At 64.3% G+C, this 18,104-nt stretch carries 19 protein-coding genes; 10 read left to right on the top strand and 9 right to left on the bottom strand.

The window, feature by feature from the left end:
- Position 1: 1 nt before the first annotated feature.
- The gene (locus tag DWB23_RS18260; RefSeq protein WP_121744196.1) at positions 2-421 is read right to left on the bottom strand and encodes a PPC domain-containing DNA-binding protein; all 420 of its coding nucleotides are present in this window, start codon (positions 419-421) and stop codon (positions 2-4) included.
- Between the two features lie 476 nt (positions 422-897).
- Between DWB23_RS18260 and DWB23_RS18255 the strand changes: the two genes are divergently transcribed.
- The 6 genes from DWB23_RS18255 (at position 898) to DWB23_RS23150 (ending at position 7,573) form a co-directional block, all read left to right on the top strand.
- Positions 898-2,499, top strand: coding sequence for an ABC transporter substrate-binding protein (locus DWB23_RS18255; RefSeq protein ID WP_121744195.1), 1,602 nt, complete (start codon positions 898-900; stop codon positions 2,497-2,499).
- A gap of 78 nt (positions 2,500-2,577) precedes the next feature.
- On the top strand, positions 2,578-3,576 hold the full coding sequence (locus DWB23_RS18250) for an ABC transporter permease (RefSeq protein WP_121744194.1): 999 nt from the start codon (positions 2,578-2,580) through the stop codon (positions 3,574-3,576).
- 20 nt (positions 3,577-3,596) lie between these two features.
- The gene (locus DWB23_RS18245; protein WP_121744193.1) at positions 3,597-4,622 is read left to right on the top strand and encodes an ABC transporter permease; all 1,026 of its coding nucleotides are present in this window, start codon (positions 3,597-3,599) and stop codon (positions 4,620-4,622) included.
- A gap of 4 nt (positions 4,623-4,626) precedes the next feature.
- Positions 4,627-5,859: an ABC transporter ATP-binding protein gene (locus tag DWB23_RS18240; protein WP_121744192.1), complete on the top strand. Its 1,233-nt coding sequence runs from the start codon at positions 4,627-4,629 to the stop codon at positions 5,857-5,859.
- Positions 5,856-7,202: an ABC transporter ATP-binding protein gene (locus DWB23_RS18235; protein WP_121744191.1), complete on the top strand. Its 1,347-nt coding sequence runs from the start codon at positions 5,856-5,858 to the stop codon at positions 7,200-7,202. Before DWB23_RS18240 ends, DWB23_RS18235 begins: the two co-directional genes overlap by 4 nt.
- A 212-nt stretch (positions 7,203-7,414) precedes the next feature.
- Positions 7,415-7,573: a hypothetical protein gene (locus DWB23_RS23150; RefSeq protein WP_162989866.1), complete on the top strand. Its 159-nt coding sequence runs from the start codon at positions 7,415-7,417 to the stop codon at positions 7,571-7,573.
- A gap of 138 nt (positions 7,574-7,711) precedes the next feature.
- Here DWB23_RS23150 and DWB23_RS18230 read toward each other — a convergent pair whose 3' ends face one another.
- The 4 genes from DWB23_RS18230 to DWB23_RS23145 all read right to left on the bottom strand — a co-directional run bounded on the left by DWB23_RS18230 (position 7,712) and on the right by DWB23_RS23145 (position 10,221).
- Entirely contained in the window at positions 7,712-8,515 is an 804-nt protein-coding gene (locus DWB23_RS18230) for a class I SAM-dependent methyltransferase (protein ID WP_121744190.1), read from the bottom strand.
- A 247-nt stretch (positions 8,516-8,762) separates the two neighbouring features.
- A complete protein-coding gene (locus DWB23_RS18225; protein ID WP_121744189.1) occupies positions 8,763-9,269 on the bottom strand; it encodes a hypothetical protein in 507 nt (168 codons plus the stop codon).
- A gap of 91 nt (positions 9,270-9,360) precedes the next feature.
- Positions 9,361-9,879: a hypothetical protein gene (locus DWB23_RS18220; RefSeq protein WP_121744188.1), complete on the bottom strand. Its 519-nt coding sequence runs from the start codon at positions 9,877-9,879 to the stop codon at positions 9,361-9,363.
- A 180-nt stretch (positions 9,880-10,059) separates the two neighbouring features.
- Entirely contained in the window at positions 10,060-10,221 is a 162-nt protein-coding gene (locus tag DWB23_RS23145) for a DUF7556 family protein (RefSeq protein WP_162989865.1), read from the bottom strand.
- A 132-nt stretch (positions 10,222-10,353) separates the two neighbouring features.
- Between DWB23_RS23145 and DWB23_RS18215 the strand changes: the two genes are divergently transcribed.
- Both DWB23_RS18215 and glyS read left to right on the top strand, forming a co-directional pair.
- Positions 10,354-11,205: a CBS domain-containing protein gene (locus DWB23_RS18215; protein ID WP_121744187.1), complete on the top strand. Its 852-nt coding sequence runs from the start codon at positions 10,354-10,356 to the stop codon at positions 11,203-11,205.
- A complete protein-coding gene (glyS, locus tag DWB23_RS18210; protein WP_121744186.1) occupies positions 11,198-13,036 on the top strand; it encodes a glycine--tRNA ligase in 1,839 nt (612 codons plus the stop codon). The genes DWB23_RS18215 and glyS overlap by 8 nt, the downstream gene beginning before the upstream one ends.
- Before the next feature lie 127 nt (positions 13,037-13,163).
- Here the strand turns inward: glyS and DWB23_RS18205 are convergent, their stop codons facing one another.
- Positions 13,164-13,562, bottom strand: coding sequence for a hypothetical protein (locus tag DWB23_RS18205; RefSeq protein ID WP_121744185.1), 399 nt, complete (start codon positions 13,560-13,562; stop codon positions 13,164-13,166).
- A gap of 174 nt (positions 13,563-13,736) precedes the next feature.
- Between DWB23_RS18205 and DWB23_RS18200 the strand changes: the two genes are divergently transcribed.
- Complete coding sequence (locus tag DWB23_RS18200; RefSeq protein ID WP_121744184.1) at positions 13,737-14,327, top strand: diacylglycerol/polyprenol kinase family protein; 591 nt, start codon at positions 13,737-13,739, stop codon at positions 14,325-14,327.
- A 26-nt stretch (positions 14,328-14,353) separates the two neighbouring features.
- Here the strand turns inward: DWB23_RS18200 and DWB23_RS18195 are convergent, their stop codons facing one another.
- Positions 14,354-15,184: an ABC transporter permease subunit gene (locus tag DWB23_RS18195; protein ID WP_121744183.1), complete on the bottom strand. Its 831-nt coding sequence runs from the start codon at positions 15,182-15,184 to the stop codon at positions 14,354-14,356.
- A complete protein-coding gene (locus DWB23_RS18190; RefSeq protein ID WP_121744182.1) occupies positions 15,181-16,116 on the bottom strand; it encodes an ABC transporter ATP-binding protein in 936 nt (311 codons plus the stop codon). Before DWB23_RS18190 ends, DWB23_RS18195 begins: the two co-directional genes overlap by 4 nt.
- Positions 16,117-16,283: 167 nt before the next feature.
- Between DWB23_RS18190 and DWB23_RS18185 the strand changes: the two genes are divergently transcribed.
- Positions 16,284-17,465 (top strand): MFS transporter, encoded by a 1,182-nt coding sequence (locus DWB23_RS18185; RefSeq protein ID WP_121744338.1) that lies wholly within the window; start codon positions 16,284-16,286, stop codon positions 17,463-17,465.
- Between the two features lie 26 nt (positions 17,466-17,491).
- Here the strand turns inward: DWB23_RS18185 and DWB23_RS18180 are convergent, their stop codons facing one another.
- The gene (locus DWB23_RS18180) at positions 17,492-17,998 is read right to left on the bottom strand and encodes a TspO/MBR family protein (RefSeq protein WP_121744337.1); all 507 of its coding nucleotides are present in this window, start codon (positions 17,996-17,998) and stop codon (positions 17,492-17,494) included.
- Between the last annotated feature and the right edge of the window lie 106 nt (positions 17,999-18,104).

Here is an 18,104-nt window from a genome sequence, read left to right as displayed (position 1 = left end):
GTCAGAGCCAGAGGTCGAGTTCGGTGGTGTCGTCGTACTCGCGCTCTAAGCCCTCCTCGAAGACGCGCATGTGGACCTCGCCGGCCCAGACGGTCGCCTCGTTCAGGTGACCCGCGACGGCGTCGCCGTCGGGATCGGAAAGGACCGCGTGCGTGTGAGCGAAGCGCTCTCCGTCCAGCCACGAGACGTTGCCGACGCAACTCGCGACCTCGAGCGGTTCGTCGAACTCGATCGGATAATACTCACACTCGTCCTGATCGTAGAACCAGAGTTCGGCGTTCTGGACCGCCCCGAGGGCGCTAAACCAGGCCGCGTCGGCTTCAACCTCGTCCGCGAGCGACTCGATCTCGGCCCGCCAGTCGGCACCGGTCTCGAGGCGGGCGATATACTCCGATTCCGTCTCGACCGCCCTGTAGTTCATACGCAGTATCAGTACGACCAGAACAAAAATGCCATCGGTATTCAGTCCGTCACGACACGGTCTCGATCCGAAACCACGTCCCGATGGTCGTCGCTGCTGACCGTCACGCGACAGTAGCCACTGCGAGTCACCGCGCATCTGATCGCATGACGGCCGTACGATGGGTGGACCGGTAGGTCAGTCGATACGGGATTCGATCGGCGTCTCACGCGTTTCGGTTGGGACGAAAAGCCCCGCTCGCGAACTCGAGTCCGTGGTCCGCGGGCTCGGTCCGGTCTCGTGAGACTGGATCGTCCTGCGGCCGACGCTGGTGGGACCGATATCAAGCGAGCAGAAACCGACTCGCGTCGTCCGATAAGATGGACACCCGTGTACAATACTGGAACAGTGTGTACGTGTATGTTTACAGTAAAGTTCGCTTGCCAACCCTGTATTACCCTGTTACCAATACTCATTGGGTGACATTCGGTATCAAGATGGTACACGATCAGTTCACCGCCACGCGGCGGCGGGTACTCGCATCAGGTGCAGCAGTCAGTGCAGCGATGGTGGCCGGCTGTATCGGTGGGGACGGCGGCCCGGGGGATGGTGGCCTCCTGTACACGCAGGAAGTGAATCCGGAGGGGGACTTCGATCCGGTCGTCTCGAACGACGCCTACAGTAGTCAGGTCATCCACCAGGTTTACGACGGCCTCTACGAGTACGACTACGAGCTCGAACTCCAGCCGAAGATCGCCGCCGGCGAACCCGAAGAAGAGCGCGACGGCGAGCGCTACATCGTCGAAATCGTCGAGGGCGCGGAGTTTCACAACGGCGATCCCGTCACCGCCGAGGACGTCGTCCACTCGTTTACCGCGCCGATCGAGGAGGACACCGACAACCGTCCGGAGTACGACTTCATCGACGTCGACGGGACCGAAGCCGTCGACGAACGGACGGTACAGTTCGACCTCGATCATCCCTACGGGCCGTTCGAAACGCTCACGGTGGCGGGATACGTCGTCAACCAGTCGGTTCGAACCGACGACCGCGAGAGCTACAACCGGGATCCCGTCGGCTCCGGTCCGTTCACCTTCCAGGACTGGACCTCCGACGAGTACGTCGAACTCGAGGCCTGGGACGACTACTGGGGTGAGCCACAGCCGGAACTCGAGTCGATCCGGTTCGAAGCGGCCGAAGACGACGCGGGGCGGGTCTCACAGATCCTCGCGGGCGATACGGACGCGATCGCGACCGTTCCGCCGGCGGACTGGGACCAGATCGACGGCGAGGAGGGGATCGAGGTCCACCGCACCAGGAGTCCGTCCTACCAGTACGTCGCGTTCAACTGCAACGAGGGGGAGACGACCAGTCCCGAGGTTCGACGGGGAATCGCGCACTCGTTCTCGATGAGCGAGTTCGTTTCATCGAACCTCGGCGACAGCGCAACCCCGATGAACTCGCCGGTTCCGCCGATCGTCGACGAACTCGGCTGGGATTTCCCGACGGACGAGTGGGCGGAGGCCACGCCGGAGTACGATCCGGACGAGGCCGAATCGCTCCTCGAATCGGGACTGGACGATCCGGACTCCTGGAATCCGACCATCATCGTCCCGCCGGACGACGTCCGAATCGCCCTCGGCGAACTGATCGCCTCGCGGCTGGACGAACTGGGCTACGACGCCGAGGTCCAGAGCCTCGATTTCGCGACACTTACGGACACTTACATCTCGGGCAGCGCGGACGACTACGAGATGTACATCCTCGGCTGGACGGGGGGGCCCGACCCGGACGTCTACCTCTACAACCTCTTTCACGAGGACAACGCCGGCGTCACGCAGGGCCACTTCTACGAGGGGAGCGGCGATTTCCACGACAACATCGCCGAGGCTCGGCAGACGGCCGACCAGGACGAGCGGCGCGAACTCTACGTCAGCGCCATCGACGAAATCGTCGAGGAACTCCCCGTTATGGCCGCCTACTCCGAACACAACACGATCGCGACTCAGGACTACGTCACCGACATGCAGCCGCATCCGAACGTCGCGTACAACCCGCAACTCGTCTCCGGCGAGAACAACGTTACCCTCGAGGAGTGATCCCGTGGTGTGGACGCCACGACGACCGACTCGAGGCGAGGCTGACGACCGACGATCGACAACACACATCTGATACGAATGGGGCTGCTCCGATACACGATCTACCGGCTGTTACAGGCGATCCCCGTCCTGATCGGGATCTCCGTCATCACGTTCGTGCTGGCGAACCTCGCTCCCGGCGATCCCGTCCGGCTCATGTTACAGGGCCAGCAAGTCGACGAGCAACTCATCAGGACGATCGAACAGCGCTACGGGCTCGACCAGCCGCTGCACGTCCGCTACTGGAACTACATGACCGGGCTCGTCCAGGGCGATCTGGGCTACAGCATCCACCGCAGGCGGCCCGTCTCCGAACTGATGCTCGAACGGGTCGGACCGACGCTGCTGTTGGTGCTGTCGGCGTACCTCTTCGCGCTCGCGACAGCGATCCCGCTGGGCGTCATCGCGGCCAAGCGGCGAAACGAACCGACCGACCACATCTCGCGGATCGTCGCGCTGATCGGCGTCAGCACGCCCTCGTTCTGGATCGGAATCATGCTGATCATCGTCTTCGCGGTCAGGCTCGGCGTCCTCCCATCGGCGGGGCTGGTCTACCCGTGGCAACCGCCCGAAGCGGCCGGCCACGGCGGCCACCTCGAGCACTGGGTCGCGTCGATCAGACACCTGCTGTTACCGATGATCGCGCTGGGAACGCTCCAGATGGCGACGTTGATGCGGGTCGAGCGAACGCAGATGATCGAGTCGTTACAGGAGGAGTACGTCAAACTCGCCCGCGCCTACGGCGTGCCCGAGCGGACGATCCTCCGGAAGCACGCGTTCCGGTCGGCCCAGCTACCGATCATCACTATCGTTGGACTCAACCTGTCGACGGCGCTCGGCGGTGCCGTTCTGGTCGAAACCGTCTTCGCCATCAACGGGATCGGACGGCTGTTCGTCGAGGCGATCCAGCAACTCGACTACCAGTTGATCATGGGGATCACGATGGTCCTCGGATTCATGTTCGTCATCGGCGTCGTCATCACGGACATCTCCTACGCGTACATCGATCCGCGGGTAACCTACGGGGAGCGCGAGTAACGATGAGAGGTGCATAAAACATGGCAACGACCGAATCGCAACTCGAGGATCAGAAGCCAGGTACCGGAGCCGAGGGTGGAACAGCCGGCGAAGAGGTCGAAGCCCGCGTCGGGTGGCGATACACGCTTGCGAAAGTCAAACGGGACGCGACCGCCAGAATCGGGCTGTACATCGTCGGGCTCGTCCTCTTCGTCGCCGCGTTCGCGGCGATCGACAGCAACCTCTCGCGGCTCACGTTCGACGCGGTCTCGGACTACACTATCGCACAGGCGCTGCCGATCTTCGACCACCCGACGCGGATCCCGCCGCCGGGCGAAGGGAACCCGAACCAGCCGCCGATGTTCCTCGAGGGCGGGACCCTCTCGCAGCCGCTCGGAACCGACCCGCAGGGCCGAGATTACTTCACGCGGATCGTCTACGGCTCGCAGGTGTCCGTCAGCGTCGGACTCGCGTCGACGGCGATCGGACTGATCGGCGGGACGATTATCGGTTCGATCGCGGGCTACTACGGCGGCAGGGTGGACGATCTCCTGATGCGATCGGTCGAAACGGTGTACGCGATCCCGCCGCTCGTGTTGATCATCGTCTTCACGGTCTTTATCAGCGGTGGGAGCCCGGATATCCAGTACGCGGTGATCGGCGTCGGGATCGCCTTCATTCCGGTGTTCGCCAGGATCATCCGCAGTCGCGTGCTCTCCGTCCGGGAGATGGATTACATCGAAGCCGCCCGCGCTGCGGGGGTAAAAGACCGGAACATCATTCGCAGACACGTCATCCCGAACAGCTTCGCGCCCGTGATGGTGTACGCAACGTTACAGATCGGCGTGACGATCCTGATCGTCGCCGGCCTCTCCTTTCTCGGCTACGGTGCCCAGCCGCCGACGCCCGACTGGGGCGAGATGCTCAGGATCGCGCACGGTCGGTACATGCACTCGAACATCTGGCTGTCGATCTGGCCGGGGCTTGCGATCCTCGTGACCATTATGGGCTTTAACCTGTTCGGCGACGGGCTGCAGGACGCGCTGGATCCGCGGATCGAAAACTAACACAATGAGCACAGAACCACTCCTTCGCGTCGAGAATCTCAAGACACAGTTCTTCACAGAGACCGGGACCGTTCGCGCCGTCGACGGCATCTCCTTCGAGGTCTACGAGGGCGAGATCGTCGGCCTCGTCGGCGAGTCGGGGGCCGGCAAGTCGGTCGCGTCGATGAGTTTGATGCGCCTCGTCGAAACCCCCGGCGAAATCGTCGGCGGGGAAGTCACCTACAAGGGAGAGACGATCTTCGGGCTCGAGGAGGGACCCGACGGGGAACTCCGCGAGCGCGATGAGATGCTCTCGGAATCCGAGATCCGCGATCGGATCCGGGGCAACGAGATCGCGGTGATCTTCCAGGATCCGATGGAGTCGCTCAACCCGGTGTTCACCGTGGGCGGCCAGCTCCGGGAGTTCATCGAGATCAACCGCGACCTCCCGACAGACGAGGCGAAAGACGAGGCGATCGCGATGCTTCGGGAGGTCGGCATTCCCGACCCCAACGAACGCTACGAGGAGTACCCCCACCAGTTCTCCGGGGGGATGCGCCAGCGCGTGCTCATCGCGATGGCGCTGGCCTGCGAGCCGAGTCTCATCATCGCCGACGAGCCGACCACCGCGCTGGACGTCACCGTCGAGAGCCAGATCCTGGACCTCGTCGACGAGTTGCAGGATCGCTACGACACGAGCTTTATCTGGGTCACCCACGACATGGGCGTCGTCGCCGAGATCTGCGATCGGGTGAACGTGATGTACCTCGGCGAAATCGTCGAGCAAGCGCCGGTGGACGAACTGTTCTACGACACCAACCATCCCTACACGAAGGCCTTGCTCGATTCGATGCCCCGGCCCGATCGAACCGTCGACGAACTCGACCCCATCGAGGGCGTGATGCCCGAGGCGATCAACCCGCCCTCGGGCTGTCGGTTCCATCCCCGTTGCCCCGACGCCAGAGAGGTCTGTACGCGCGTCAACCCCGAACCGCTCGAGGTCGATCGCGCCGACGGCCACCCCCATCGAGCGGCCTGCGTGAAACACGACGTCTTCGACGTCGGATACGAGGAAAGCGCGCCGCTCGAGGAAGGGAACGGGGCGGAGACGAGGGTGGGGGAAACGGGGACCGAAAGCGACGTGAACGCGGAGTCGCCCGCGGAGGAAGGACAGGCGTCGACGGATGGGGGTGAGGCGAACGACGTGAGCCGATCCACATCGGACCGGAAGTCCGAAAGAGGTGAGTCCCAGCGATGAGCACGCCGGACGATCCGATCGGCTTCGGAGCGAACGAGATTCCCCGCGGCGAGACGTTGCTCGAGGTCGACGGCCTGACGAAGCACTTCGCGTCCGAATCGGGGCTGTTCGCGGGGATCAACCTCGAGACCGATCGGTTCCCGCCGGTGAGTTTCGGGGTCGATCGGGTGGAGGCCGTCGACGACGTCTCCTTCGAGATCGAGATGGGCGAGACGCTGGGGCTCGTGGGGGAATCGGGCTGTGGAAAGAGCACGCTCGGGCGGACGATCCTTCGACTGCTCGATCCGACCGACGGGACGATCAGCTTCAAGGGTGACGATCTGGCCGAGCTGAGCGGCGAGGAACTGCGCCGGAAGCGCGCGGAGATCCAGATGATCTTTCAGGATCCCCAGTCGTCGCTCGATCCCCGGATGAAGGTGGGCCAGATCATCGAGGAGCCGATGCGGGCCCACGACATGTTCGACGGCGAGGGTCGCGAGGTGCGAGCGAAGGAACTCCTCGAGAAGGTCGGCCTCGATCCGCGCCACTACAACCGATATCCTCACGCGTTCTCCGGCGGGCAGCGCCAGCGAATTAACCTCGCGCGGGCGCTGTCGGTCGACCCCGACTTCGTCGTCTGTGACGAACCCGTCTCCGCGCTGGATGTCTCCATTCAGGCGCAGGTGATGAACACGATGGAGGAGCTACAGGAGGAGTTCGGACTCACCTACCTCTTCATCGCCCACGACCTCTCCGTGATTCGCCACATCTCCGACCGCGTCGCGGTGATGTACCTCGGCCACATCGTCGAACTCGCCGAGAAGGAAGAACTGTTCGAGAACCCCCAACACCCCTACACGAAGGCGTTGCTCGAGTCGATCCCCGTTCCGGACCCGCGCGAGTCGGGGGTTCGTGGCGTGCTCGAGGGGGAGGTACCGAGCCCGCAGGAGCCGCCCTCGGGCTGTCGGTTCCGGACCAGATGTCCGCAGTTGATCGCGCCCGACGAATACACGTTGAGCGAAGCAGAGTGGGAGCACACTCGAGCGTTCATGCGCGCGGTCAAGCGGCGCGCGTTCGAGGCGATGGCAGCCGCCGAAATCCGTCAGGAGTTCTTCGGCGGCACCGTTCCCAGCGGCGAGGCGGGTGAGATCGTCGAGAACGCGATCGAGTTCGTCGCGGCCGATAGCGACTACCGAACCGAGGACGACGAAACCGGCGATCGAGCGGGCTGGGAGGAAGCGACCGACCTGTTGCTCGAGTCCTTCGCCGAGCGGAGCATCTGTGCGCGGGAGCGACCCGCCTACGACCTCGAACCGGAGTACGGGTCTGGCGAACACTTCGCGGCGTGTCACCGACACCGGTGACGGCGGCGCGACGACCTCATATCTAATTTCAGAGTGTTTGAAATTGCGCTCGATTCTCGATAATCGCTGTCGAATAATCACCCAGATTCATGAGTGAGAAGGCTCGAAAGTCACCTTCACCCCGTGCCTCGATTCGCTGAGACCTCCCGATGAACGACACGATCTTTCATCTCGAAAATACTTATGTACGCAGGGTGCTTTTTTACTCATGTATGAGTAAGATATTCGCAGCGATCACGACTGGCACCGGACGAATGACAAAGGCGCGACGAACGATCCGACACTCCCCCAAGCTCGGTGTGGACCGAACGACGAGCGAAGACGGCAGTCCCGCGACGCGCATTCCGCCGGGTGGCTTCCTCACCGGGTGAGGAACGTGTCGCCGACCGAACCCGCGGACGCGGATTTTCTTCTTCCAGCTCGTCGCCGCCGATCGTCGCGTTCCCTCCGATAGCTCCGCGTGGTGCGATCCGATCGAAGTGCCGGACGCCGGCCGCTCGCCCGCTCCCTCACTCGACTCGCGGGATCGCACCAACGGCCTGGAACGTATTCTCGAGGCGGTACGACCCGTCGTCCCGACGGAACTCCTCGCCCGCCTCCAACAGGGCTTCGATCACCGCCTCCTCGTCCACCTGCCTGAGGACGCTCTGCCCGGGAGCCATTCCGAGGACGGCTCCGAGGTAGTGTTCTCGGTCGACGAAGGTGAACGGCGTCGGGACGCATCGCGTCTCGAACGGCTCGAACCCGGCCTCCGATATCACCTCCTCTAAGACCCCGGGCTCGGAGAGCGCGAACGGGCCGTCGCCCGCCGGTGGCTCGGGCAGGACGCTCACAAGGGCCCGCACGACGTGGCGGAACTCGTTGATCTCTTCCTCCGCCCAAAGGGCGACCGCGAGTCGGCCGTCGGGAGTCAGTACCCGCCTCGCTTCGCGTAGCGCCTCGACCGGGTCGCCGGCGAACATGAGGCTGTTGAGGGAGACGACGGCGTCGAACGCGTCGTCCTCGAACGGGAGCGTCATCATGTCCCCGAGTCGGAGGTCCGCCTCAGGGAGTCGGTCGCTCGCGATCTCGAGGAGGGAGTCGGCGAGGTCGACGCCGGACACCGTCGCACCCCGGAGCTGAGCCTGAGCGAGAACGTCGCCGGATCCGCAGCCGACGTCGAGCACCCGGCTTCCCCTCGTCACTCGAGCGAGGTCGAGAACAGGACCCCAGATCGAGGAGACGGTCGGGGCGAGGAGTTCGGCCCAGTCGTCGCCCGCGGCGCTCCAGAGTTCGCCACGTCGCTTGGCCGATCGGCTGAGTTCTTCACCCATGCGACCACCCCTCTGCGATCGCTGCCAGCGGGGGTCTATCGGCGACTCGCGCCCGGTTCGGAAACGTAGGTCGAAGCATTGGATTACAACTCGGTTTCGGCGAGTAGCACTACGGACAGGGAAAATATGTAGGCACCTAGTGATACGCGATCAGCACCCAACCGTCACGCACGCGACGAACGCTGATCACGAACTGCAAGCGTGCGAGATCCTTCCGTACGGATCCACACCGTTCACGCCTCGGGCGTCACTCGAGAACCGATAACGGATGCTTGAGATACGCGTCCTGTTCGGTCACCCGCTGGTAGATCTCGTACAGCGTCTCCACGGCCACCTCGTCGGGATCGAACCGGATGTGAGGTGCGGTGTGATAGCCCCGGCAACTGACCAGGAAGAAGTACAGCGTCCGATAGTGGTGGAGAGTCGCGTCGACCACGCCCAGCGCTCGCCCGCCGAGGTCGTCCGAGAAGTCGTTGAGCAGCGCGGCGATATCGTCGTGCAACTGCTCGTCCGGCCGGTACTCCGGGACGCCGAACGCCCGTTGCATGTACCGCGTCGTCGCCTCGAGAAACGGATTCGCGTCCAGTCCGGTCGGATCGACGGCTTCGAAGGTCTCGTACAACTCGAGCACCGTCGTCAGTTCCTCGCGGGCCACCGCGATCGGGAAGACGGGGTCGCCGCGGGGCAGCGAGTGGTCGGGAAACGAGTGCGAGCGGGGATCCGGTAGCCGGGCGAACACCTGCTCGAGCGACATGAGAGATACCACGGCGCGGACGGCTAAACGGTTACCGGTGGGTCGGGCGAACCGGTCGGCGAACGGCCCAGCAACGGCGGCCGTCGGACGGCTACTCAAGGCGGATCGTCGCCGAGTCGCTTGGCCGATAGCATCCCTCGTCCGTCGTGACGAACGCCTCGAATTCGTACTCGCCGGGGTCGGGAACGATCGATCGGTCCATCGTGTCGTTGTCCGTGCGCTCGAGGCGGCCGTTCCAGGTGAACGAGACCTGTTTGCGCTCACCGCCGCTGAAGCGAAACGCCGCGGGCCGACTGCGGGTGTACCGCCGTTCGTCGCTGGCCTCGAGTTCGCCGTCGACCGTCCACCCCCAGCGGCGCTGTCGCGGCGTCGGGACGGAGACGGGAAGTGGGAGTCGGTTTTTGAAATCGATGTCGATCTCGACGGGATCGTCGCGGTCGTAGACGGTCCGGTCGGTCTCGATCGAAACGGAGACCGCACGCCGGGCGAGCGGCGTCGGCACGAGCGCAGCGAGGAGCGTCGCGACGGAGTACCGCGAATCGTCGGTCTCGAACCCGAACTCGTCGCTCGCGTCGGTCCCGGTGTCGTGTTGGGGCTGTGGGCCGACCATCGACTGACGGCTCAACGGCTACCGTAGTAAAACGTGGTCCCACTGCACGCCTGCTCGAAGTCGAGTTACAGCGCAGTCAAAAGCGGCGTTCGAACGATCACGCGACAAAAGTCGGACAGTCCCCGTAAATCGATCCACAGCCGATGCCACCCCGTCGACAGCGTCCCCGACCCATCCCACTTATCGCCATGCCGGAAGCGTCGGCGCGTCGTCCGCCTGCATCGAAAGCCAGGCACCGTCGGCCGAAATATCGGCGATAACGTATTCCTCGCTCGAGTTCGTCGAGTCGATCGAGCCGATGACGGTGTCGTCGGAGGTCATGGTGTGGGAGTTCGTCACCATGTGTGAGAGTGGCACCCACCCATATATAAACTCGTCGAATCGGACTGTCTGTCGCGTTGACTGATCAGCGAACCGGCATCGTGGGCGCGCGAAACATTGGGTTTATACTTATTTTAGCCGTACGATGGGGACATGAACGTAGCCGACGCGATGACGCCCCGCGAGGACGTGGTCACCGCCGAACTCCCAGGCACTCGCTCGGACGTCCTCGAGTACCTGCAAGAACAATCCTTCTCGTCCGTTCCGGTCGTCAAATCGACCGACGACGGCCTCGAATACCGCGGACTGGTCTCGCGGGACGTCCTGATCGAACAGCCCGACGAGGACCAGCTCGTGATGTTGATGGACGACGTACCGACGACGACGGCCGAGACGTCGCTCGAGGACGTCGCGAGAACGATGGTCGAGGAGGGTGCGCGCCGCGTCCCGGTAGTCGACGGCGAGTTCGAGGGAATCGTCACGGTGACGGACGTGATCCACGCGATCGCGACGGGAGATCAGGAGACCGAGGGCACCGTCGAGGGCTACGCGAGCACCGACGTGAACACGAGCTACGAGGGCGCGCCGCTGCCGGTCGCCGAGCGCGAACTGTACTACGCGAACGTTCCCTACGCGGTCGTACTGGACGATGACGGCCGGATGTGCGGCGTTCTGACGGAGGTCGACATCATCGACGTCGCCCGCATCGTCGAGGGCGAAGAGGAGACGGGGAACAACTTCCCGGATCAGGACTCGGAGTGGTCCTGGGAGGGCATCAAGGGCGTTGGCAGTCGCTACCTCCCGACCCGGGACATCGAGATTCCCAACGGGCCCGTCAGCGAGTTCATGAGCGACGACGTGGTGACAGTCTCGGTACAGACGTCCGTACAGGAGGCCGCACAGCAGATGATCAGCAACGATATCGAACAGATTCCGATGGTCACCGGCGAGCAGTTGGTGGGTATCGTCTGCGACGTCGACATTCTGGAGGCGCTGTATGAGTGAGCACGAACGCGCGGAGGCGACCAACACCGCGGACGAACCGACGAGCGAGAAACTGGTCGAACTGGCCAAGCGGCGGGGCTACTTCTTCCAGTCTTCCGGCGCGTACGGCGGCGTCGGCGGTTTCTACACGTTCGGCCCGCAGGGTGCGGCCCTGAAGGGCAACGTCGAGGACGCCTGGCGCGACCGGTTCGCGGTCGCCGAGGGCAACATGGAGATCGACGCGCCGACGATCATGCCAGAACCGGTCTTCGAGGCGTCGGGCCACCTCGACGGCTTCGACGACATGCTCGTCGAGTGTCCGGAGTGTGGCGAGAGCCACCGCGCCGACCACGTCGTCGAGGACAACACGGAGTACGAGGACGCCGAGAGCCTCGCCATCCCGGCAATCGAGGAGGTCATCGCCGAGCACCAACTCGTCTGTCCCTCCTGTGGCGCCGGCCTCGCGGGTCAGGCCGTCGAGGCGTTCAACCTCATGTTCGCGACGAGCATCGGCCCCGGCGACTCCCAGCCCGGCTACCTGCGTCCCGAGACCGCACAGGGCATCTTCGTGGAATTCCCCCGGCTGAAGGAGTACGCCAGAAATCAGCTTCCGTTCGGTGTCACCCAGATCGGCCGCGCCTACCGCAACGAGATCAGCCCGCGGCGTTCGATCATCCGGACCCGCGAGTTCACGCAAGCCGAACTCGAGTACTTCATCGATCCCGAGACGGACGAGCCGGACCTGACAAAGATCGAAGACGTCGAGGTGACGCTCTACCCGGCCAGCGAGCAGAACAAAGAGAGCGCGGCGCAACGCGCCGCGGAGGAAGCGAGCGGCGACGATGCGAAGCCGCGAGAAGGCAGCGAGATCGAGACGACCATCGGCGAGGCCGTCGAGGAAGGGATCATCACCAGCCCGTGGGTCGCCTACTTCCTCGGCGTCGCCAAACCGTGGTACGACGCCGTCGGCGTCGACATGGACCGGTTCCGGTTCCGCCAGCACCTCTCGGGCGAACGGGCCCACTACGCCGCGGACTGCTGGGACGCGGAGGGCGAAATCGACGGCAACTGGATCGAACTCGCCGGATTCGCCTACCGCAGCGACTACGACCTCTCGAAACACGCCGAGCACTCCGGCGACCGCTTTACGGTCTTCAAGCAGTACGACGAGCCCAAAACCGTCGAACGCGCCACGGTCGATCCCGACATGAGCTACCTCGGTCCGGAGTTCGGCGGTGCGGCACAGGACGTGGTCGAGAAACTCGAGACCCTCGCGGGCCGCGATCGAGAGGCTTTCGAGGGCGACACCGTAGAGATCGAACTCGAGGGCGAGACCCACGAACTCCCCCTCGAGAAGACAGGCTTCGCGGTCGAGGAGCAGACCGAAGCCGGCGAGCACATCGTTCCCCACGTCGTCGAACCCTCCTTCGGCGTGGATCGGCTGGTCTACACCGTCCTCCACCACGCCTACCGCGAGGACGAGGTCGACGGCGAGGAGCGGACCTACCTCGGTCTCGATCCCGAAGTCGCCCCGACCTTCGTGGGCGTCTTCCCGCTACAAAGCGACGACGAACTCGAGGCAGAGGCCGAGGAGATCGCCACGGCCCTGCGCGAGGCCGGCCTGTCTGTCACGTACGACGACTCGGGCAACATCGGTCGTCGGTACCGCCGCCAGGACGAGGTCGGCACGCCGTTCTGCCTGACGGTCGATTACGAGACGATAGAAGACGAGGAGACGACCGTCACGGTCCGCGAGCGAGACACGACCGACCAGAAGCGACTGCCGGTCGACGGCCTGGCGGAGACGCTGGCCGAAATTCGGGAGGGAGACCTCGAGTTCGACGAACTGTAGCGGTTCGGGATCAGTTTCTGCGTTCGTTCGGGTTCCGAGACGGCTTCGTACAGATTGCCGTCCAGACGTACCGGCACAATCGCAGACGGATCGCTGTCGCATCGAGAACGACGCACGGACGTCCGTCTCAGTCCGGGCTCCAGTCGCCGATATCGCGAGCGACGAGCAAGTGAGCGAGAACGTAGAACGGAACCAGGATCATGACACCGACCAGAACGTCGACGGCGATTTCGATCGGAATTGGCGACAGAAACAGGAGCGCCAGCACGGCGACAATTCCGACTACGAGGACGAGAATGCGCCCGTCGATTCCGAGATCGCGGAACGACACTTCGACCCGTCGACCGACCGGCGACTGCGCGAGCGGTCCCAGCACGATCGCACCGACGACGACGCCGACGGCGACCCAGCGCCAGTCGTGGACAGTGGACGCATTGAGCGCCACGAGGAGGATACCACAAACGGCGCTCACGAGGTCGCCCTTCGTCGGCGGCCGATTCGGAAAGAACCCGTACCAGCGTAGCATCCCTCTCGAGTCCCGATTATCGCAGCCGGACGGAATAGCTATCGGTTCCGCAACAGCTCCGCCGGAACCGGCTTCGGGCGATCGCTCGAGGGCTCACCGATGACCGCAACCGACGACCCGCCGGCGCACACACAACCGACGGACTGAAGGCCCCGTTGTCCGAGGGGGAACGTGATGGCTGACGAACTGAAGCGACGACTCGTCCACTCGAGCGGGGCGGGGCTGGTCGCACTTTACCTCCTCTCCGACGCCTTTGACTTCGGACTGACGTGGCCCCGGTTTCGGGTCCTGATGGTCGTTCTCGCGCTCGGAACGATCGTCCTCGAGTTCCTCCGGCTGCAGGTCGGACTCGACTGGCAGCTGTACGACAAACTGACGCGCGAGTACGAACAGCACAAGTTCGCGGGCTACGGCTACTACATGGTTAGCATGACGATCGTCGTCCTCCTCTTCGAGCCCGAAATCGCCCTCCCGTCGATGTTGATGCTCGCCATCGGCGATCCGATCAGCGGCGCGGTCTCCGACGACAGCCTCAAGTTCGTCAAGGGGCCGAAGGTGCTCGTCACGATGTTCGTCGTGAGCGCGATCATCGCCGCGGCGTTCCTCTACGAGCACCCGCTCGCCGTCGTCGCGGCGGCGCTGGGTGCGACCCTCGCCGACGGAATCAAACTCAAAGTCGGCGACTACATCGTCGACGACAACCTGACGATCCCCATCTACGCGGGGGTTTTGGCCTGGTTGGTTCTCGAGTTCGGGCCGGTCTGAGCGGTTGGTACGCGGCCGGCGGCCGGTCAGATGTCAGTCGACCTGAACCGCCAGTAGCCGACGCCGACCGAGGCGACGATCCAGCCGACGAGCATGACGAGTGCGAACGCTGGTCGTTCGTAAAACGCCGGATCGGACGGCGGCTGGATGAACGTGCCGTTGTTGAGATCCGGAAAGAAACTGCCCATCAGGTGCGCGTAGGCGGCGACCGGGTTCACGGCTGCGACGAACTCGACCCACTCCGGGCTCGTCTCAGGGAACGAAAAGCCGTGGCGAACGTAGAGCACGGCCCGCGGCAGTTGCGTCCAGAGCTGGAAGAAAAAGAGGACGAAGAGTCCGAACGCGGAGACCGTCGCCCGCGTCGCCGTTCGAACGACGGCCGAGACGCCGACGGCGAGCGCGGTGAACGTGATCCCGAGAACGGCGAGCAACGCGGCCACGGTGACGAATCTGACGGGATCGACGGTCACGCCCATCAGGAGCGCCAGCGGAACGGCGGCGAGGAACGACGCGAAGATCGCCGTACAGATGACGAGCGTTCGCCCGAGGAACGTCCCGAGCACAACCGTGCCTCGAGAGAGCGGGAGCCCGAGTACGACCTTGAGCGCGCCGGTCGTGCGCTTTTCGACCAGCGCGGACGCGAAGAATCCGAGCGCGAGCAGCGGCGTCAACATCGTAAAGATGGCGAGCAGCGGCGGAACCAACTCCGGCCCGGAAGCCGACAACCGACCGTTGGTGTAGGTCACGAGCGCTCCGAGAAGGACGTACAGACCGACGAGCAGGTGGAGCTGGCGCTCGCGGACGGTATCGCGAACGTCCTCGCGGACGAACAGTGCGAGGGAGGGGAGGTCGGTCACTGTGCAACACCCCGCGTGTAGCGCTCGAAGAGGTCCTCGAGCGACGTCTGGCTCGTCGTGACGTTCGTCACCTCGGCCGTGGAGTCGTACAGCGTCGCGATAACGGACGCCTTCGCGGCGTTTTCGCAGGCAACGACGACGGTCGATCCGTCGGTTTTGATGCCGGTCACGCCCTCGAGCGATCGGACGCGGCTCATCGCGCTCTCGGGAACCGTCGATAGCTCGAGCGTCACCGTCGACGTCCCGCCGGTGGATTCGCGCAACGCGTCGATCGTGTCGACGGCGACGAGTTCGCCGCCGTCCAAGATCCCCACGCGGTCACAGACCGCTTCGACTTGCTCCATGATGTGGCTCGAGAAGAAGACGGTCGCGCCGCGTTCGTTTTCCTCGCGGACGATCCGGCGCATGGTCCGAGCGCCGTTCGGATCGAGTCCGGTCGAGGGTTCGTCCAGGACCAGCAGGTCGGGTTCGCCGACCAGTGCCATCGCGAGCATGAGTCGCTGGGCCATCCCTTTCGAGTACTCCGCGATGGGGTACGCGTCGAGGCCGCTCATCCCCACGCGCTCGATGAGTTCGGCCGGGTCGTCGTCCGCGTCTTTCGCGTCGATAGCGAACTCGACGTGCTCACGGCCGGTTCGTTCGCCGATAGCTCCGTAGCCGTCCGGAAGGATACCGACGCGCTCTCGGATCGCGGTGCTCTCGGTCGCAACGTCGTTTCCGAGAACGTGGACCGAGCCCTCGGTCGGGGCGGCGTAGTCGAGCAGGATGTCGATCGTCGTCGACTTCCCGGCACCGTTCGGGCCCAAGAACCCGAAAACCTCCCCGGATTGCACGGTGAGGTCTACGTCGTGGAGGGCGGTGACCGACCGGCTCCTGAAGAGCCCGCGGCGGTGGTAGCGTTTGGTCACGCCGCGGAGTTCGATAGCGGGCATGTAGCGAACGTCTTAGCAAACAACTATTAGTCTTTTGATCAGTTCGGTGCGGTCGGGCGGTTCCGATATCGGCAACACCGTCTCGGAACGGAGCGGTCATGGCTGCCGCCGTCGGATGCGCAATCACCGTGAGACGGCTGTTGGGTTTCGACGACTCGTCGACGGCGATGACGGCACTCGCCGACGGCCGCGGGAAGATTCTCTTCGCCGTCGCGACCGGCTGGTGTTTCTCGATCGGCGTCCGACTTGCGTACCCAGTGTTGCTCCCGTTCGTGCAGAACGCCTACGGGCTCGATCTGACGACGGCGGGATTCCTGTTGACGGTTCTCTGGTTCGCGTACGCGCTCGGGCAGCTTCCCGGCGGGGTTCTCGCCGATCGATTCGGGGAGGGGAACATCCTCGTCGTGAGTACGCTCATCTCGGCAGTTGCGCTCGGACTCGTCGCCGCGGCGGGAACGGTCTCCGTCGTCTTCCTCGCGACGGCGTGTTTCGGGTTCGGGACGGCACTCTACGGCGTCGCCAGGTTCACGATCCTCTCGGACGTCTTCCCGGACAACGACGGGACGGCGATCGGCATCACGATGGCCGCGGGCGAAGTCGGTAACGCCGTTATTCCGCTCGTCGCCGGCGGCATCGCGGCCGCCCTCGCCTGGCAGTACGGCTTCGGGCTCGCCGTTCCGATATTCGTCCTCGTCGCCCTCTTGCTCCGGCTCGTCGTGCCCGCACGAACCTCCGGATCGACGAGCGCCGTCGACAGCCTCTCGCTCGAGACGGTTCGGTACGTCGCGTCCCACGTGCGCCAGCCGTCCATCGTCGTCGTGACGGCGATCCAGATCCTCACGTACTGTATCTGGCAGGCGTTTACGGGGTTCTACCCGACCTACCTGATCGAGACGAAGGGGTTCTCGGAGGCGCTGGCGACGGCGCTGTTCAGCGCGTTCTTCGCGATGGGGATCGTCGTCCAGCCGCTGACCGGACGGCTCTACGATCAGTTCGGTATCAAGCGGTCGCTCCCGGCCGTGCTAGGCGTCGTCGTGGTCGGCCTCGTCGCGCTGCCGTTTCTCGAGGGGTTCTGGCCGATCGTTGCGGGCACCGTCGTTCTCTCGAGCATCCTCGGCTACGGGACGATCACCCTGCCGTACATGACCGCAGCGTTTCCGGCGGATATGAAGGGGACGGGACTGGGGTTCCTGCGAACGTTCTACATGACCATCGGTGCCGCGAGTCCGGTCCTGTTCGGCGCGCTCGCCGATCGCGGGTTCTTCGATGAGGGGTACTTCGTACTGGCCGGTTTCGCGGTCGTAGCGATGGCGCTCATTCGCTGGCTCCCGGAAGGTACTGAAACGTGACGGTCAGAGTGGTCAGACGAGCGGTATCAGGCGTTCAGTCGCCAGAGGTCGAAGTTGAGGACGGCCGCGAACGTCACCCAGGCGAGATACGGAACGAGCAGGGCCGCGGCGCGGCGGTCGACGCGCCGGAAGGCCTCGATCGTCGCGACGACCAGCACCCAGAGGGCGAGAATAATACCGAGAGCGGCCAGCGGTGCCTCGAGCGTGAAGAACGTGGGCGACCACGCGACGTTAAATGCCATCTGGACGGCGAAGAGGCCGAGCGCGAGCCGTCGACCCGACGCGTCGCTGCGCCAGACGAGCCAGAGCGCGACGCCCAGTAGCGTAAAGAGCAGCGTCCAGACGATCGGAAACGCGATTTCGGGCGGGTAGAACCACGGTTTCTCGAGGCTCCGAAACCAGGCCGTGTCGGGCGACGAGAAGACGCCGGGAAGGCTCCCGATCACGTTTATCAGCACGACGAAGCCGACCAGTCGAACGAGCGCCCCGCCGTCCGGTAATCGACCCGGCGACCGGGTGTGGTTCGCGACCATAGCGGAACGAACGACGCGAGTCCGGAAAGCGATGATGCCGACACCATCAAGCGATCGCTCGCGTCGGAACTCCTCGTAGAGCGATCGCGTTTCACTTCCACCGTAC

Source organism: Natronorubrum halophilum, from assembly GCF_003670115.1.
Lineage (GTDB): Archaea > Halobacteriota > Halobacteria > Halobacteriales > Natrialbaceae > Natronorubrum > Natronorubrum halophilum.
Note: the sequence above shows the minus strand (reverse complement) of the source record. Positions and strands in the feature narration are given on the sequence as shown.

Bases quoted from the DNA above. Each gene is read 5' to 3' on its own strand.
- DWB23_RS23145 (WP_162989865.1), bottom strand. From the start codon at position 10,221: ATGGTGACGAACTCCCACACCATGACCTCCGACGACACCGTCATCGGC.
- DWB23_RS18235 (WP_121744191.1), top strand. From the start codon at position 5,856: ATGAGCACGCCGGACGATCCGATCGGCTTCGGAGCGAACGAGATTCCC.
- DWB23_RS18230 (WP_121744190.1), bottom strand. From the start codon at position 8,515: ATGGGTGAAGAACTCAGCCGATCGGCCAAGCGACGTGGCGAACTCTGG.
- DWB23_RS18215 (WP_121744187.1), top strand. From the start codon at position 10,354: ATGAACGTAGCCGACGCGATGACGCCCCGCGAGGACGTGGTCACCGCC.
- DWB23_RS18180 (WP_121744337.1), bottom strand. From the start codon at position 17,998: ATGGTCGCGAACCACACCCGGTCGCCGGGTCGATTACCGGACGGCGGG.
- DWB23_RS18220 (WP_121744188.1), bottom strand. From the start codon at position 9,879: ATGGTCGGCCCACAGCCCCAACACGACACCGGGACCGACGCGAGCGAC.
- DWB23_RS18205 (WP_121744185.1), bottom strand. From the start codon at position 13,562: ATGCTACGCTGGTACGGGTTCTTTCCGAATCGGCCGCCGACGAAGGGC.
- DWB23_RS18190 (WP_121744182.1), bottom strand. From the start codon at position 16,116: ATGCCCGCTATCGAACTCCGCGGCGTGACCAAACGCTACCACCGCCGC.
- DWB23_RS18245 (WP_121744193.1), top strand. From the start codon at position 3,597: ATGGCAACGACCGAATCGCAACTCGAGGATCAGAAGCCAGGTACCGGA.
- DWB23_RS18255 (WP_121744195.1), top strand. From the start codon at position 898: ATGGTACACGATCAGTTCACCGCCACGCGGCGGCGGGTACTCGCATCA.
- DWB23_RS18225 (WP_121744189.1), bottom strand. From the start codon at position 9,269: ATGTCGCTCGAGCAGGTGTTCGCCCGGCTACCGGATCCCCGCTCGCAC.
- glyS (WP_121744186.1), top strand. From the start codon at position 11,198: ATGAGTGAGCACGAACGCGCGGAGGCGACCAACACCGCGGACGAACCG.
- DWB23_RS18240 (WP_121744192.1), top strand. From the start codon at position 4,627: ATGAGCACAGAACCACTCCTTCGCGTCGAGAATCTCAAGACACAGTTC.
- DWB23_RS18260 (WP_121744196.1), bottom strand. From the start codon at position 421: ATGAACTACAGGGCGGTCGAGACGGAATCGGAGTATATCGCCCGCCTC.
- DWB23_RS18200 (WP_121744184.1), top strand. From the start codon at position 13,737: ATGGCTGACGAACTGAAGCGACGACTCGTCCACTCGAGCGGGGCGGGG.
- DWB23_RS18185 (WP_121744338.1), top strand. From the start codon at position 16,284: ATGACGGCACTCGCCGACGGCCGCGGGAAGATTCTCTTCGCCGTCGCG.
- DWB23_RS18250 (WP_121744194.1), top strand. From the start codon at position 2,578: ATGGGGCTGCTCCGATACACGATCTACCGGCTGTTACAGGCGATCCCC.
- DWB23_RS23150 (WP_162989866.1), top strand. From the start codon at position 7,415: ATGAGTAAGATATTCGCAGCGATCACGACTGGCACCGGACGAATGACA.